Genomic DNA, 14,107 nt, shown 5'->3' on the forward strand with positions numbered 1-14,107 from the left:
CCGCGAAAAATTCGTCCGGCCGCATCTTTGGCGACCGGCAAGGAAGCTGCCGCTTCGCCACCGCCCGGCATTGTCCGGGGGCGATGGTGAATGGCGACCCCACTTTCAGATAGTGCGCCGCCGGTTTATAACGATAGCATACACAAGAATTATCTGGCCGCGCCCCCGCCCGCCGGAAATATCCCGTTTCGGGATCAGCGATTTTTGCGTCCCGCCCCACTTGCGAGCGCCCGCCATTGAAACGGGCTGGGCTTATCCCCAATTTGACTGTAAAAGAGGCCCCATCGATTTGAGTGAAAAGGGCTTTTCCCCTAGGATCGGTGCCTGAAAACGGCAGTGATTCGGCGCCAATGTTTTGCGCCCACACTCCAACACGTTTGGAAAGACCTGTTTATGAGCGAAACCCCAGAAATTGCCGTCGGCGTTCCCGCCGAATACGGCGCTGATTCGATCAAGGTTCTCAAGGGGCTGGATGCCGTGCGCAAGCGGCCGGGCATGTATATCGGCGATACCGATGACGGCTCCGGGCTGCACCACATGGTCTATGAGGTGGTCGATAACGCGATCGACGAGGCGCTGGCGGGTCATGCCGATCTGGTGACCGTGACGCTCAATCCCGACGGTTCGGTCTCGGTGACCGACAATGGCCGCGGGATTCCGACCGACATTCACACCGGCGAGGGCATCTCGGCGGCCGAAGTGATCATGACCCAGCTCCATGCCGGCGGCAAGTTCGACCAGAACTCGTATAAGGTCTCCGGCGGCCTGCACGGCGTGGGCGTTTCGGTGGTCAACGCGCTGTCGGTCTGGCTGAAGCTGAAGATCAAGCGCAACGGCAAGCTGCACGAGATTTCGTTTACCCACGGCGTGGCCGACAAACCGCTGGAAGTGATCGGCGATGCCGGCGATGAGACGGGCACCGAGCTCACCTTCATGCCGAGCTCCGAAACCTTCACCATGGTGGAGTTCGACTATGACACGCTGGAAAAGCGCCTGCACGAGCTCGCCTTCCTGAATTCCGGCGTGCGCATTCTTCTGACCGACAACCGCCATGCCGAGCCGGTCTCCAAGGAAATGCATTATGATGGCGGGCTGGCCGCCTTCGTCGCCTATCTCGACCGCGCCAAGAAGCCGCTGGTGAGCGAACCGATCGCGATTTCCACCGAGAAGGACGGGATCACCGTCGAGGTCGCGATGTGGTGGAACGACAGCTACCACGAAAATGTGCTCTGCTTCACCAACAACATTCCCCAGCGCGACGGCGGCACCCATATGGCGGGTTTCCGCGGCGCGCTGACCCGGCAGATGGTGTCCTATGCCGACACGTCCGGCATCCTGAAGCGCGAGAAGGTGACGCTTTCCGGCGAAGACTGCCGCGAGGGCCTGACGGCCGTGCTCTCGGTGAAGGTGCCGGACCCGAAATTCTCGTCACAGACCAAGGACAAGCTGGTCTCCTCCGAAGTGCGTCCCGTGGTCGAAAGCTGCGTCAACGACGCGCTCGGCCAATGGCTGGAGGAGCACCCGAACGAAGCCCGCATTCTCGTCACCAAGATCGCCGAGGCCGCGACCGCCCGCGAGGCCGCACGCCGCGCGCGCGAACTGACGCGGCGCAAGGGCGCGCTCGATATCGCCTCGCTGCCCGGCAAGCTCGCCGATTGTTCCAACCGCGATCCGGCGAAATCCGAACTGGTGCTGGTGGAGGGTGATTCCGCTGGCGGTTCGGCCAAGCAGGGCCGTTCGCGCGAGACCCAGGCGATCCTGCCGCTCAGGGGCAAGATCCTGAACGTCGAACGCGCGCGTTTCGACAAGATGCTGTCGAGCCAGGAAATCGGCACGCTGATTACGGCGCTCGGCACCGGCATTGGCAAGGACGAGTACAATCCGGACAAGCTCCGCTATCACAAGATCATCATCATGACGGATGCTGACGTCGACGGCGCGCATATCCGCACCCTGCTGCTCACCTTCTTCTTCCGGCAGATGCCGGAGCTGATCGAGCGCGGCCATCTCTATATCGCCCAGCCGCCGCTCTACAAGGTCACGCGCGGCAAGTCGGTGCAGTATCTGAAGAACGAACAGGCGCTCGAGGATTACCTGATCGACCAGGGCCTCGAGGATGCGTCGCTGGAGCTCGGCACCGGCGAGGTGCGCGCAGGACCGGACCTCAGACAGGCGATCGTCGATGCGATCCGCATGCGCAACCTGATGGAAGGCATCCATTCGCGCTATGACCGCGCCGTGGTGGAGCAGGCGGCGATTGCCGGCGCGCTCAATGCCGAGCGGGTCACCGACCCGGCAGAGGCGACAAGGCTTGCCGCCGATATCGCCGCCCGACTCGACATGATCGCGGAAGAAACCGAGCGCGGCTGGGAAGGCTTCGTGCGCGAGGACGGCGGTCTGCGCTTCGAGCGCACGGTGCGCGGCGTCAAGGAAGTCGCCAATATCGACATGGGCCTGATCGGCTCGGCCGATGCCCGCTATATCGACCAGCTCCAGAAGCGCCTGTTCGAGGTCTATGAGAAGCCGCCGCTCCTGAAGCGCAAGAATGGCGATCTCACGATCTACGGCCCGCGCGCCATGCTGGAAGCCGTGTTCGAGGCCGGCCGCAAGGGCCTGACCATGCAGCGCTACAAGGGCCTTGGCGAAATGAACGCCGAGCAGCTCTGGGAAACCACCATGGACCCCAATGTCCGCTCGCTGCTGCAGGTCAAGGTCAACGACGCCACCAGCGCCGACGGTCTGTTCTCGCGCCTGATGGGCGACGAGGTGGAACCCCGCCGCGACTTCATCCAGGACAACGCGCTCTCGGTGGCAAACCTCGATATCTGACGGCCGGACGAGAGGGGAAGAGTGATTTCTTCCCCTGACGGCCTGATCATCTTTTGGAAAAGGCGAGGGAGGCCGTTACGATTTCCTTCCCGAATGGCGTTTCAGGAGCCTGCGTCGGCGACCACGGAAAACACCTCGCCCGAGCCGGGGTTCTTGACCTGGCTGACCTTTTCGCCATCCCAGTAATACGAGAAATGCCGGCCCTGTTTTGGAATTCCGGCGATATCCGGCCAGAACAACGCGATCGCCAATCCGTCTGGATAGCGGACGCTGCGATAGACAATCCCGTCGGCGTTTTGGCCGCGTAGACGCGCGCCAAGCGCCTGCGGCCGCTGATAATCGTCGGGGTCGTAGAGATCGGCGAACCGCATGCGGTCGGCGACATCGCGGAGATCGGCATCAACGGAACCGACAAGTTCCCTGAAGTCCGAGGTCCATCCGGGGCGCTGTCTGGTCGCGGCCATGAAATTGGCGTGGTGATGCATTGTTTCAAACAGCGCGACCTCGATCCGGTCGCCGGCATAATAGACGCCGAAAGATCCGTCGCTGTACCTGCTCGGACGATCCGTCGAGATATGCACAAAGGGCGCCATCGCCCACGATGCCCCGTCGCCGGCAACCCGCCGCTCGGGCGGCACCAGATCGAGCATGCCAACGCTCTCGCTGACGCGCGGATTGGTCTTGGCCTCCGCCGACAGGATCGCGTCCCAGTCGGCAGGATCGGCGATATCCTCAAAGAGATCGATCGGCGGGAACCGGGAGCGGATGATCCGATGCGTCTTCGCCCATCGCACGCGAACAGTATCAGGGCTCTCCAATATCAACCGCCCCTGACATTATCGAGATAGCGCCGTACCCGCATGATATCGGTCAACTCGCCGCCGAGCATGACGTCCAGCGCGGATGCCCCGCCAAAAGCCGCGTTCTCCAGCCGCACCCATTGATAGCTCCGCTCGGCTTCCGTGAAAATGATCCTCAGCGCCTTGTGTATACCCATCAGGTTCGACAGCCGGGCCTTGAGGTCGCGCGGCACGCGGCCGATCTCGCCGGCTTTCCAGCGCGCCCATGTGCGCGAAGACAGTCCGCCAAGGAGGATGCAGGCCTGGGCGTCGGTCAGTCCCCACCGCGAGAACAGGTTTACCGTCGCCCGCGCCATGGCCTCGCCTTCCGCATCGGTGATTTCCGGGGCGGCGGAATGGTAAGCGGTTTTCTCAACAAGTTGCAGGTGCGGCATATCCAATCCCAGCCTTTTGGCGAGATATAAGCCTTTTCCTGCCATTTGGCAAGGAGGCGTACGCCCGAAGATGGTCTCCCGCCCTCCCGCTCTGCAGAACCGGCGCGGTGAATGACAGATGGCGTGTGTAGGATTGATGCCAAACGAACCTGAAAATGTGTTCGGCAAGGAAGCGCTTGTTTTACAACAAGTGGGCCGGATAAGATCGGTGCCTGTACCAATTGCGGCGGACATCAATGTCCCGTTGCCGTCAGGCTCTGGAGACTGGAATACCATGCTTGAGCGCGACTTCATGAAGCCGGGACGATCCGTGGCGCTTGCGGAAAATGCAATGGCTGCCACCTCACACCCGCAGGCGACGCTGGCGGCGCTCGATATTCTGCGCGCCGGCGGCAATGCGGTCGATGCGGCGATCGCGGCCGTCGCGCTCCAGGGCGTGGTTGACCCGCACATGACGGGTATCGGCGGGGACTGCTTTGCGCTGTTCACGCCCGCCGGCGGCAAGCCGATCGCCCTCAACGGCTCCGGCCGCGCCCCGGCTGCCGCCCATCCTGAGTTTTTCCGGGAACAGGGCATCACCGGAATTTCGGATCTTTCTGTGCATTCCGTCACCGTGCCCGGCGCTGTCGGGGCCTGGGACTATCTGAGCGCAACATTCGGCAAGATCGGTCTTGACGCGATCCTTCAGCCTGCGATCAGGGCCGCAAGGGACGGCTTCACCGTGGCCCCGCGCGTGGCGCGCGACTGGGCGCGCTATTCCAACCGGCTGCGGCGGCACGAACCGGCCGCACGGCAGTTTCTGCCGGCGGGTAGGGCTCCCGTCACCGGCGACCGGCTGCGAAACCCCGCCCTGGCCCATACGCTCGAAAGGATCGCGCGCGAGGGCCGCAAGGCCTTCTATGAAGGCGCGGTTGCCGAGGATATTGTTGCGACGCTCAACGCTCTGGGCGGGCTGCACACGCTCGCTGATTTCGAACGCGCCCGCCCGGAAACCGTCGAACCGATCGGGGCGGATTATCGCGGCCACCGGCTGATGGAGTGTCCGCCGAACGGCCAGGGGCTCGCCGCCTTGCTGATGACCAGAATCCTGGAAGGGTTCGACCTCAGGGAAGGAAAGGTTTCCCTGGCCGATCGCATCCATCTTCTGGCGGAAGCCGCGAAATCGGCCTATCGCCAGCGCGATATCTATATCGCCGATCCCGATGCGATGATGGTTTCCGTGGATGATCTGCTCGACGAGAAGCGGATATCGGCGATCCGCGCCGCGATCTCGCTCGATCGGGCCTCGCCGGCCGAGGCGCTCGACATGCCGGTCCACAAGGATACGGTCTATGTCAGCGTCGTTGATCGCGACGGCAATGCCATTTCGCTGATCAATTCGATCTTCGCCTCCTTCGGCAGCGGCATCTATGCCGAGGGGGCAGGCGTTCTGCTGCAAAACAGAGGCAGCGGCTTTTCGCTGGCGGACGGCCATGCCAACTGCATCGGCCCCTCCAAACGCCCCTTCCACACGATCATTCCGGCCATGCTGTTCAGCAAGGGCAGGCCGTTCATCTCGTTCGGCGTCATGGGCGGCCAGTATCAGGCCAATGGCCATGCCCATTTCATATCGCAGGTCATCGATCGCGGCTTCGATGTCCAGATGGCCTCCGATCAGCCGCGCAGCTTCTTCACCGAAGGCGCGATCAGCCTGGAGCCGACGATTTCCGATGACGTTCGAAGCGATCTGGAACGGCGCGGCCATCGCACCCGCATTGCCGACGAGCCGCTCGGCGGCTGTCAGGCGATCATGATCGACCATGAGCGCGGCATCCTGTGGGGCGCGTCCGATCACCGCAAGGATGGCATAGCGCTCGGCTATTAACGCACGTTGTGAGAAGCTGAATGCCGTATCCGTGCGGAAACGTGATGGGCTTGTTCGGCGGCTGAAATCGATGCCTTGCGTTCGGCATTTTGTCCCGGCATCTGAGGGCGAGGTCGATGAGCGGCTGGTCGATGTTATCGGCGTCAGTGTGATAAATTGCAGCGATTTCAGATAAAAAGCCTGATTCGACCATGTTTCTCTTGAAGCGGCATCCGTCCATTTCCATATCCTGAGTATTGGCGGTGTATACCGCTCTAAAGCGAGGAAAAACCGAGATGAACGAGACTGCGTTACTGCGTCCGGCGTGGACGCCACTTACGATTGCCCTGATGGTGATCGGTTTTGTCGTGTTCTGGCCGCTTGGACTGGTGATGCTTGCCTATATTATCTGGGGCGACCGTCTGAACATGTCGCGCGGCGAGTGGAAGCGTTCCGCCGAACGCGCCTTCGGCTCCTGCAAGCGCAACATGCGCCAGGCCGCCGAACCGATGGCCTCCACCGGCAATGCCGCCTTCGATGAATGGCGCCGCAGCGAAATGGAACGGATCGAGGCCGAGCGCCGCAAGCTCGATGAAATGCGCGCCGAATTCGACCGCTACACCGACGAGCTGAGAAAGGCCCGCGACCGCGAGGAGTTCGACCGTTTCATGCGCGAGCGCGGCGGTAATTTCGGCGGCACATCGCAGGACTGATGCAATAGCCACGCCTGTGGCGTGGTCTTACCCCTTTCGGCATCGCCCATATCCCCCGGGCGGTGCCTTTTTTTGTGGCCTGCGGGGCCCGGTAACCGGTATAGGAAGGCCACCGGGGCCTAAGAGAGACGGAATGGACGCCAGGACAATCGACATCGGCGGAAGGGTGCTGCCGCTCAATGTCAAAACCAATGCGCGCGCGCGTCGGATGACGCTGAAGATCGAGCCGGGCGGGCATGCGGTGAGCCTGACCGTGCCGCCGGGGCTGGCGCGCCATCAGGTCGACGGCTTCCTGCGCCGCCATCACGACTGGCTGATCGACAGGATCGGACGGTTCGACGGCCGCGATACGACAATCGGCGACGGGGCGTCGCTCCCGGTTTTCGGCGTCGCCCACACCATCCGCCACAGCGGCAATCTGCGCGGCTTGACCGAAGCCCTTGTCGAGGACGGCGCGCCCGTTCTTCTGGTCTCCGGCTCTGCCGAGAGCATCGGCCGGCGCGCGGCCGACTATCTGAAGAAGGAAGCGAAGCGCGAGATCACGGAGCGGGTGCGGTATCATGCGGAAGCCAGCGGCAGACCCTTCAAGGCGATCAGCTTCAAGGACACCAAGTCGCGCTGGGGTTCGTGTTCCTCGGCCGGCAATCTCAATTTTTCCTGGCGTATCGCGATGGCGCCGCTGTTTGTCGTGGATTACCTCGCCGCGCATGAGGTGGCCCATCTCAGCGAAATGAACCACGGCCCGCGCTTCTGGGCGCTCTGCGAAAAACTGTGCCCGAGAACCCCGGAGGCGCGCCGCTGGCTGAAAGCCGAAGGGTCTTTCCTCCATGCGATCCGCTTCGATCCTCCCGCCGTATAGAACTCGCGAAGTTTTTCGCGATATGTTAAGGACACACCATGAAACGTCCGGCCATCAAGATCTGCGGTCTCAGCAGCGTAGACACGATTGATCACGTCATCCGTCGCGGCGCGAGCCATGTCGGTTTCATCTTCTTTGAGAAGAGCCCGCGCTATGTCGAGCCAGATGTCGCGGGCGGCCTGATCAATCATGTGCGCGGCCGCGCCAAAACCGTCGCCGTTTCGGTCGATGCCGACAACGAGCTGCTGGAAGAGATCGTCTACGCCGCCCGGCCCGACATGCTTCAGCTCCACGGCCATGAGACGCCCGACCGGGTGGTGACCATCAAGGCGCTGTTCGGCCTGCCGGTGATCAAGGCGTTTTCGCTGCGCGCGCCGGAGGACCTTGCCCGTGTCGATGAATATATGGGTGTCGCAGATCACCTGCTTTTTGACGCAAAGCCGCCGGCCAACGCCACGCTTCCCGGCGGAAATGGCGTGACCTTTGATTGGCGCTTGCTTGCCGGGTATCGTCCGACTATCCCTTATTTCCTGTCGGGCGGTCTTTCGGCGGAAAATGTCGCCGCCGCGCTTCATGAAACCGGCGCGCCGGGGCTCGATGTTTCCTCGGGCGTGGAAAGCGCGCCCGGCGTGAAGGATGCCGCCCGGATCGATGCCTTTTTTGATGCCGTTGACGCTGCCCATGCAACGGCCTGATGGAGAATGACCGTGAACGAGACCCCGAAGCTGAATTCCTTCAAATCCGGACCCGACGAGACTGGTCTGTTCGGCATTTTCGGCGGCCGTTTCGTCGCCGAGACGCTGATGCCGCTGATCCTCGACCTTGAGGCCGAGTGGGAGAAGGCGAAGACTGATCCGGAATTCCAGGCGGAGCTGAAATCGCTCGGCAAGCATTATATCGGCCGGCCGAGCCCGATCTATTACGCCGAGCGGCTGACCGAGCATCTTGGCGGCGCGAAGATCTATTTCAAGCGCGAGGAGCTGAACCACACCGGCTCGCACAAGATCAACAATTGCATTGGCCAGATCCTGCTCGCCAAGCGCATGGGCAAGACGCGGATCATCGCCGAAACCGGCGCCGGCCAGCACGGCGTGGCGTCCGCCACCGTCGCCGCCCGCTTCGGCCTGCCCTGCGTGGTCTATATGGGCGCGACCGATGTCGAGCGGCAGGCGCCGAACGTGTTCCGCATGCAGCTTCTGGGCGCCGAGGTGAAGCCGGTGACGGCCGGCCACGGCACGCTGAAGGACGCGATGAACGAGGCGTTGCGCGACTGGGTCACCAATGTCGAGGATACCTATTACCTGATCGGTACGGCGGCAGGCCCGCACCCCTATCCGGAAATGGTGCGCGATTTTCAGGCCGTGATCGGCACGGAAGCGCGCGAGCAGATCATGGAGGCCGAGGGCCGGCTGCCGGATCTCGTCATCGCCGCCGTCGGCGGCGGCTCGAACGCGATCGGCATTTTCCACCCCTTCCTCGATGACCCGGGCGTGAAAATCGTCGGCGTAGAGGCCGGCGGCAAGGGGCTTTCGGGCGAGGAGCATTGCGCTTCGATCACCGCTGGCGCACCCGGCGTGCTGCATGGCAACCGCACCTATCTGCTGCAGGATGGCGACGGCCAGATCAAAGAAGGCCATTCGGTCTCCGCCGGTCTCGACTATCCCGGCATCGGGCCGGAACATTCCTGGCTCAACGATATCGGCCGCGTGAACTATGTGCCGATCATGGATGACGAGGCGCTGGAAGCTTTCCAGCTCATGACAAGGCTCGAGGGCATCATCCCCGCGCTTGAAGCGAGCCACGCGATTGCCGAAATCATGAAGCGCGCGCCGAAAATGGGCAAGGACGAGATCATCCTCGCCAATCTTTCCGGCCGCGGCGACAAGGATGTCCACACGGTGGGCAAGATTCTCGGCATGGAGATGTGAGATAAATGAGCCGGGGGGACGTGATTGAGGAAATGTCGGAACTGGCGGAAGCGCTGTTCGAGATCATCGAGGAAGAGGACGGCGGCGATGAGCTGCGAGCCGCGGTGATCAAGGCACTGGCGCAGCAGAACCTGTTCAACATCGAACTGGTCTCGGCGCTGAACGCGCTCGCCGCGGGCGGCAATGCCTCCGCCGAGATCGACAGCCTCGTGATGAACATGAAGTCCGTCCATAAGTCGCTGGTGACCGCGATCAGCGCGTGGTCGGACGGAGAAACAGAGTAGGAAGGAAGGTCATGGCGGATAGACTGGCAGAGGCGGAGCTTTATCGCCCGCGCGAGGCCGGTTATCTGACGACGGTCGAGACGGATGACGGCAGGATCAAGCTCAGCGGCGTTTCGGCTGCAGGCGCGCCGGACTTCGCAGATGACGTCGTGGAAGCCGCCATTTCCGTTCTGAGAAGCGCCGCCGCGCCCAAGCCGAATTTCGGCGCCGGTTTTGCGGTGCTTCATCGCGGCGAGGAGGCCTGGTGGCTGCTGTTGCATTGGTGGCTTCCCGGCGGGATCCTCTCTCATGGGCTCTGGCGCGCCGATCTCGGCATGTCGCCGCCCGACTTTTCGCCAGTCCCGCCCGGGCCGATGGACTGTGTATGGGAACTGGGCGTGATTGACTTCGAGCGGCGCGCATTCATGGCAACTGCCATGGCCGGCGCACCGCTTGCCGATTATTTCGCATCGACGATGCCACGGAGTAGAGTATGACCGAACGTATGGAAAAACGCTTTGCCGCGCTCAAGGCCGAAGGCCGGCCGGCGCTGATCACCTATTTCATGGGCGGCGATCCGGATTTCGATACATCGCTTGAAATCATGAAGGCGCTGCCGAAGGCGGGCGCGGACGTGATCGAGCTCGGCATGCCGTTTTCCGATCCGATGGCCGATGGCCCGTCGATCCAGATGGCAGGCTTGCGGGCGCTGAAGGGCGGCCAGACGCTGGCGAAGACCCTTAATCTGGCGCGGGAATTCCGCAAGAGCGATGCCGATACCCCGATCGTGATGATGGGCTATTACAATCCGATCTATATCTACGGCGTGGAGAAGTTCATCACCGATGCGCTGGCCTCCGGCATTGACGGGCTGATCATCGTCGACCTGCCGCCGGAAATGGACAATGAGCTCTGCATTCCAGCCCTTGCCGCCGGGCTGAACTTCATCCGGCTGGCCACGCCGACCACGGACGGTAAGCGTCTGCCGGCGGTTTTGAAGAACACGTCCGGCTTCGTCTATTATGTCTCGATGAACGGGATCACCGGTTCGGCCCTGCCGGACCCTTCGAAGGTTGGCGAGGCCGTTTCGCGCATCAAGGCGCATACCGATCTGCCGGTCTGCGTCGGCTTCGGCGTCAAGACCGCCGAGCATGCGCGCCTGATCGGCGCGGCCGCCGATGGCGTGGTTGTCGGCACGGCGCTGGTGAACCAGATTGCCGGCAGCCTGACGGCAGATGGCAAAGCGGGCAAGGATACGGTCGATGCGGTTTCGACCTTTGTAAAAGGCCTTTCAAGCGGGGTGCGGGACGCGCGCCTTGCAGCCGCCGAGTAAATCTGGCACACGGCAGGCAAAGAAATTCAGGAGGTTCATGTGGTGAACTGGATTACCAATTACGTGCGGCCGCGGATCAATTCCATGTTCGGTCGCCGCGAGGTGCCCGAGAATCTGTGGATCAAGTGCCCCGAAACCGGGGCCATGGTGTTTCATACCGATCTGGAAGAAAACAAGTGGGTGATCCCGTCTTCCGGCTATCACATGAAGATGCCCGCGCGTGCCCGCCTCGCCGATCTGTTCGACAACGGGACCTATGAGGACCTGCCGCAGCCGAAGGTGGCGCAGGACCCGCTGAAATTCCGCGACTCCAAGAAATATCTCGACCGGCTGAAGGAAAACCGGGCGAAGACCGAGCAGGAAGACACGATCCTCGCCGGCGTCGGCACGCTCGAGGGCTTGAAGCTCGTCGCCGTGGTGCAGGAGTTCAAGTTCATGGGCGGCTCGCTCGGCATGGCCGCCGGCGAGGCGATCATCCAGGCCTTCCAGCGCGCGCTCGATGAAAAATGCCCGCTGGTGATCTTCCCCGCTTCCGGCGGCGCGCGCATGCAGGAGGGCATTCTCTCCTTGATGCAGATGCCGCGCGTGACCGTGATGATCGAGATGATGCGCGATGCCGGCCTGCCTTACGTGGTGGTGCTGACCAACCCGACCACCGGCGGCGTTTCCGCCTCCTACGCCATGCTCGGCGACCTGCATATCGCCGAACCCGGCGCGGAAATCGGCTTTGCCGGCCGCCGCGTGATCGAGCAGACCATCCGCGAACAGTTGCCCGATGGGTTCCAGACCGCGGAATATCTGCTGGAGCATGGCATGGTCGACATGGTCGTCAAGCGCCATGACCTGCCCGAAACGCTGGCCCGGCTTTTGAAGATCATGACCGGCGCGCCGGCAACGCCCCCGCACGGGCTTCTGGAAGGCCCGCATGCGTCGCAGGCGGAAGCCGAACAGACGCTTCCGGCGGAGGAAGCACCGGCGCAGCAGGGCTGAGAAAGGCGAAGAAGACCCCGTGCGGCCCAAGGCGGCGGCGGTCTTCCCGGTCGGCCACCTCCGGCGGATGATAAGGGCGCGCGAACGCCACGGGCGGGATAGCCCGCAGAATCGGATCAATCATGGATAACCCCTCATTCGGCGCCGCCGAGCGCGTGATCGAGCACCTGATGCAGCTGCATCCCAAGGGCTTCGATCTGTCGCTGGATCGCATCCGGGTTCTGCTCGAAAAGCTCGGCAATCCGCATCTCTCCCTGCCGCCGGTGATCCATATCGCCGGCACCAACGGCAAGGGCTCGACCACCGCTTTCTGCCGGGCGCTGCTGGAGGCGTCCGGCCTTTCCGTCCATGTCCATTCCTCGCCGCATCTGGTGCGCTGGCACGAGCGGTTCCGCATTGGCGGACCGGGCGGGACGAGCGGCTATGTCGACGACACGCTGCTGGCGGAGACGCTGCGGCGGGTCGAGGCGGCGAATGAGGGCGCGAAAGCCACCGTGTTCGAAATGCTGACGGCGGCGGCCTTCGTGCTGTTTGCCGAAATTCCAGCCGATGTTGTGATCCTCGAAGTTGGCCTCGGCGGGCGCTACGACGCCACCAATATCATCGACAAGCCCGCCGTTTCCGTGGTGATGCCGATCTCGCTCGATCATCAGGCCTATCTCGGCGACCGGGTGGAGCTGATCGCGGCCGAAAAGGCGGGGATCATGAAACCCGGCGTGCCGGTGGTGATCGGCCAGCAGGAATATGAGGCGGCGGAAGAGGTGCTGATCGCCAGCGCTGACAGGCTCGGATGTCCACTGCATGTCTATGGCCAGGATTTTTCCGCCCATGAGGAGCATGGCCGGCTGGTCTATCAGGATGGCGACGGGCTGATGGACCTGCCGCTGCCGGCGCTGCCGGGCCGGCATCAATATGCCAATGCCGCCGCCGCGATCTCGGCCGTCAAGGCGGCCGGCTTTCCGCTGGAGGAAAAGGCCGTCGAAACCGCCATGGGCGCGGTGTTCTGGCCGGCCCGTCTGCAGCGGCTGACGACGGGCGATCTGGTGACGGCGGCGCCCGCGGGCTCCGAAATCTGGCTCGACGGCGGCCACAACCCCGGCGCCGGCGAGGTGATCGCCGAGGCGCTGGCGGGGTTCGAGGAGCGCGACCCGCGCCCGCTCTATCTGGTAATCGGCATGATCAACACCAAGGACCCGTTCGGCTTCTTCGAACATTTCGCGGGGCTTGCGACCTATGTCTATTGCGCGCCGATCCGGGGCACCGAGGCCTCGATCGATCCGGTTGCACTGGCTTCATCCGCGGCCGATGCCGGGCTTTCGGCGGAGCCCGTGTCCTCGATCGGCGAGGCGCTGGCCGCGATCTGCATGCGCGCGCGCGCCGATCAGCCGCCGCCGCGCATCCTGATCGGCGGTTCGCTCTATTTCGCCGGCAATGCGCTCGCCGAAAACGGCACGCCGCCGCTTTAAAGCGCGTCCAGGAAAAGTGGATACCGGTTTTCCGTCCGGACGCGCGTAAAAACAAATCTAAATCCTGACGTCCACGCCCTCCGCTTCCAGCTTCTCCAATACCAGCTCGGCGAAGGTCAGGCGGTCGGCGGCGTTTCGGGCGAAGGCAAGGGTCAGCACCTTGCGGCGCGCCGCAGCAAGCTTGTGTTCGGGGGCGGGACGGATCATCTCCGCGCCGTAGCGGTCGGCGAGCAGCAATCCGCAATCTTCCGGAAAGATTTCGAGCGGCACATCGGCATGGGTGGCGAAGAACAGCCGGTCGCAAAAATCGCGATATTCCGGCCATTTCCGGTCGACGCGGAAATCCTCGATCGAGGTCTTGATCTCGATGATCCAGATTTCGCCCTTCTCCGAAAGACAGATCAGATCGGCCCGCCGCCCGCTCCTCAGCGTCATCTCGGCGATCGCGGAAACGCGCATATGCTTCAGCAACTGCTGGACGCCGCGACGGACCATGATGGCGCGGTCCGACTGGCGGCCATCCGCCGTCGGGTTTTTTCCATGCAGATCGACAATCGCCATGGAACTTCCTTTCATGCGATGCATTTTCACAACAGCCCCGCGCCCTCGGGGCGCGATCTAAACCTCCGATCCATGTCAGAGCTTGTGT

14 protein-coding genes are annotated in these 14,107 nt (G+C 62.9%); 11 read left to right on the plus strand and 3 right to left on the minus strand.

Annotation, left to right across the window (positions count from 1 at the left end):
- The first annotated feature begins 393 nt into the window (after window positions 1-393).
- Window positions 394-2,829 (plus strand): DNA topoisomerase (ATP-hydrolyzing) subunit B, encoded by a 2,436-nt coding sequence (gene gyrB, locus V6765_RS14670; protein ID WP_448430024.1) that lies wholly within the window; start codon window positions 394-396, stop codon window positions 2,827-2,829.
- 101 nt (window positions 2,830-2,930) lie between these two features.
- On the opposite strand, the gene V6765_RS14675 is transcribed toward gyrB, so the two are convergent.
- Together V6765_RS14675 and V6765_RS14680 are read right to left on the minus strand one after the other, a co-directional pair.
- Window positions 2,931-3,623, minus strand: coding sequence for an RES family NAD+ phosphorylase (locus tag V6765_RS14675; protein WP_448430026.1), 693 nt, complete (start codon window positions 3,621-3,623; stop codon window positions 2,931-2,933).
- Window positions 3,624-3,649: 26 nt separating this feature from the next.
- Window positions 3,650-4,063, minus strand: a complete 414-nt coding sequence (locus V6765_RS14680; RefSeq protein ID WP_448430028.1) for an MbcA/ParS/Xre antitoxin family protein — start codon at window positions 4,061-4,063, stop codon at window positions 3,650-3,652.
- Between the two features lie 274 nt (window positions 4,064-4,337).
- On the opposite strand from V6765_RS14680, the gene ggt reads away from it, so the two are divergent.
- The 10 genes from ggt to V6765_RS14730 all read left to right on the plus strand — a co-directional run bounded on the left by ggt (window position 4,338) and on the right by V6765_RS14730 (window position 13,458).
- Complete coding sequence (gene ggt / locus V6765_RS14685) at window positions 4,338-5,927, plus strand: gamma-glutamyltransferase (protein WP_448430030.1); 1,590 nt, start codon at window positions 4,338-4,340, stop codon at window positions 5,925-5,927.
- 275 nt (window positions 5,928-6,202) lie between these two features.
- Window positions 6,203-6,619, plus strand: a complete 417-nt coding sequence (locus V6765_RS14690) for a DUF2852 domain-containing protein (protein WP_448430034.1) — start codon at window positions 6,203-6,205, stop codon at window positions 6,617-6,619.
- 133 nt (window positions 6,620-6,752) lie between these two features.
- On the plus strand, window positions 6,753-7,478 hold the full coding sequence (locus tag V6765_RS14695; RefSeq protein ID WP_448430036.1) for a M48 family metallopeptidase: 726 nt from the start codon (window positions 6,753-6,755) through the stop codon (window positions 7,476-7,478).
- A 38-nt stretch (window positions 7,479-7,516) separates the two neighbouring features.
- Window positions 7,517-8,173: a phosphoribosylanthranilate isomerase gene (locus tag V6765_RS14700; RefSeq protein WP_448430038.1), complete on the plus strand. Its 657-nt coding sequence runs from the start codon at window positions 7,517-7,519 to the stop codon at window positions 8,171-8,173.
- Between the two features lie 12 nt (window positions 8,174-8,185).
- Complete coding sequence (trpB, locus tag V6765_RS14705; RefSeq protein ID WP_448430040.1) at window positions 8,186-9,406, plus strand: tryptophan synthase subunit beta; 1,221 nt, start codon at window positions 8,186-8,188, stop codon at window positions 9,404-9,406.
- A 5-nt stretch (window positions 9,407-9,411) separates the two neighbouring features.
- Window positions 9,412-9,690 (plus strand): hypothetical protein, encoded by a 279-nt coding sequence (locus V6765_RS14710; protein WP_448430042.1) that lies wholly within the window; start codon window positions 9,412-9,414, stop codon window positions 9,688-9,690.
- An 11-nt stretch (window positions 9,691-9,701) separates the two neighbouring features.
- Window positions 9,702-10,166, plus strand: a complete 465-nt coding sequence (locus tag V6765_RS14715) for a hypothetical protein (protein WP_448430044.1) — start codon at window positions 9,702-9,704, stop codon at window positions 10,164-10,166.
- Window positions 10,163-11,002, plus strand: coding sequence for a tryptophan synthase subunit alpha (gene trpA / locus V6765_RS14720; protein ID WP_448430046.1), 840 nt, complete (start codon window positions 10,163-10,165; stop codon window positions 11,000-11,002). The genes V6765_RS14715 and trpA overlap by 4 nt, the downstream gene beginning before the upstream one ends.
- Window positions 11,003-11,044: 42 nt before the next feature.
- The gene (accD, locus tag V6765_RS14725) at window positions 11,045-11,992 is read left to right on the plus strand and encodes an acetyl-CoA carboxylase, carboxyltransferase subunit beta (RefSeq protein ID WP_448430912.1); all 948 of its coding nucleotides are present in this window, start codon (window positions 11,045-11,047) and stop codon (window positions 11,990-11,992) included.
- 122 nt (window positions 11,993-12,114) lie between these two features.
- Window positions 12,115-13,458, plus strand: coding sequence for a bifunctional folylpolyglutamate synthase/dihydrofolate synthase (locus V6765_RS14730; protein ID WP_448430048.1), 1,344 nt, complete (start codon window positions 12,115-12,117; stop codon window positions 13,456-13,458).
- Window positions 13,459-13,515: 57 nt separating this feature from the next.
- Here the strand turns inward: V6765_RS14730 and V6765_RS14735 are convergent, their stop codons facing one another.
- The gene (locus V6765_RS14735; RefSeq protein ID WP_448430051.1) at window positions 13,516-14,019 is read right to left on the minus strand and encodes an MmcB family DNA repair protein; all 504 of its coding nucleotides are present in this window, start codon (window positions 14,017-14,019) and stop codon (window positions 13,516-13,518) included.
- Between the last annotated feature and the right edge of the window lie 88 nt (window positions 14,020-14,107).

It is taken from the genome of Martelella sp. FOR1707 (assembly GCF_053484265.1).

Excerpts from the sequence above, each read along its gene's own strand:
- V6765_RS14710 (WP_448430042.1), top strand. The coding sequence starts at position 9,412 with ATGAGCCGGGGGGACGTGATTGAGGAAATGTCGGAACTGGCGGAAGCG.
- V6765_RS14680 (WP_448430028.1), bottom strand. The coding sequence starts at position 4,063 with ATGCCGCACCTGCAACTTGTTGAGAAAACCGCTTACCATTCCGCCGCC.
- V6765_RS14690 (WP_448430034.1), top strand. The coding sequence starts at position 6,203 with ATGAACGAGACTGCGTTACTGCGTCCGGCGTGGACGCCACTTACGATT.
- V6765_RS14730 (WP_448430048.1), top strand. The coding sequence starts at position 12,115 with ATGGATAACCCCTCATTCGGCGCCGCCGAGCGCGTGATCGAGCACCTG.
- V6765_RS14735 (WP_448430051.1), bottom strand. The coding sequence starts at position 14,019 with ATGGCGATTGTCGATCTGCATGGAAAAAACCCGACGGCGGATGGCCGC.
- ggt (WP_448430030.1), top strand. The coding sequence starts at position 4,338 with ATGCTTGAGCGCGACTTCATGAAGCCGGGACGATCCGTGGCGCTTGCG.
- V6765_RS14715 (WP_448430044.1), top strand. The coding sequence starts at position 9,702 with ATGGCGGATAGACTGGCAGAGGCGGAGCTTTATCGCCCGCGCGAGGCC.
- gyrB (WP_448430024.1), top strand. The coding sequence starts at position 394 with ATGAGCGAAACCCCAGAAATTGCCGTCGGCGTTCCCGCCGAATACGGC.
- V6765_RS14700 (WP_448430038.1), top strand. The coding sequence starts at position 7,517 with ATGAAACGTCCGGCCATCAAGATCTGCGGTCTCAGCAGCGTAGACACG.
- trpA (WP_448430046.1), top strand. The coding sequence starts at position 10,163 with ATGACCGAACGTATGGAAAAACGCTTTGCCGCGCTCAAGGCCGAAGGC.
- V6765_RS14695 (WP_448430036.1), top strand. The coding sequence starts at position 6,753 with ATGGACGCCAGGACAATCGACATCGGCGGAAGGGTGCTGCCGCTCAAT.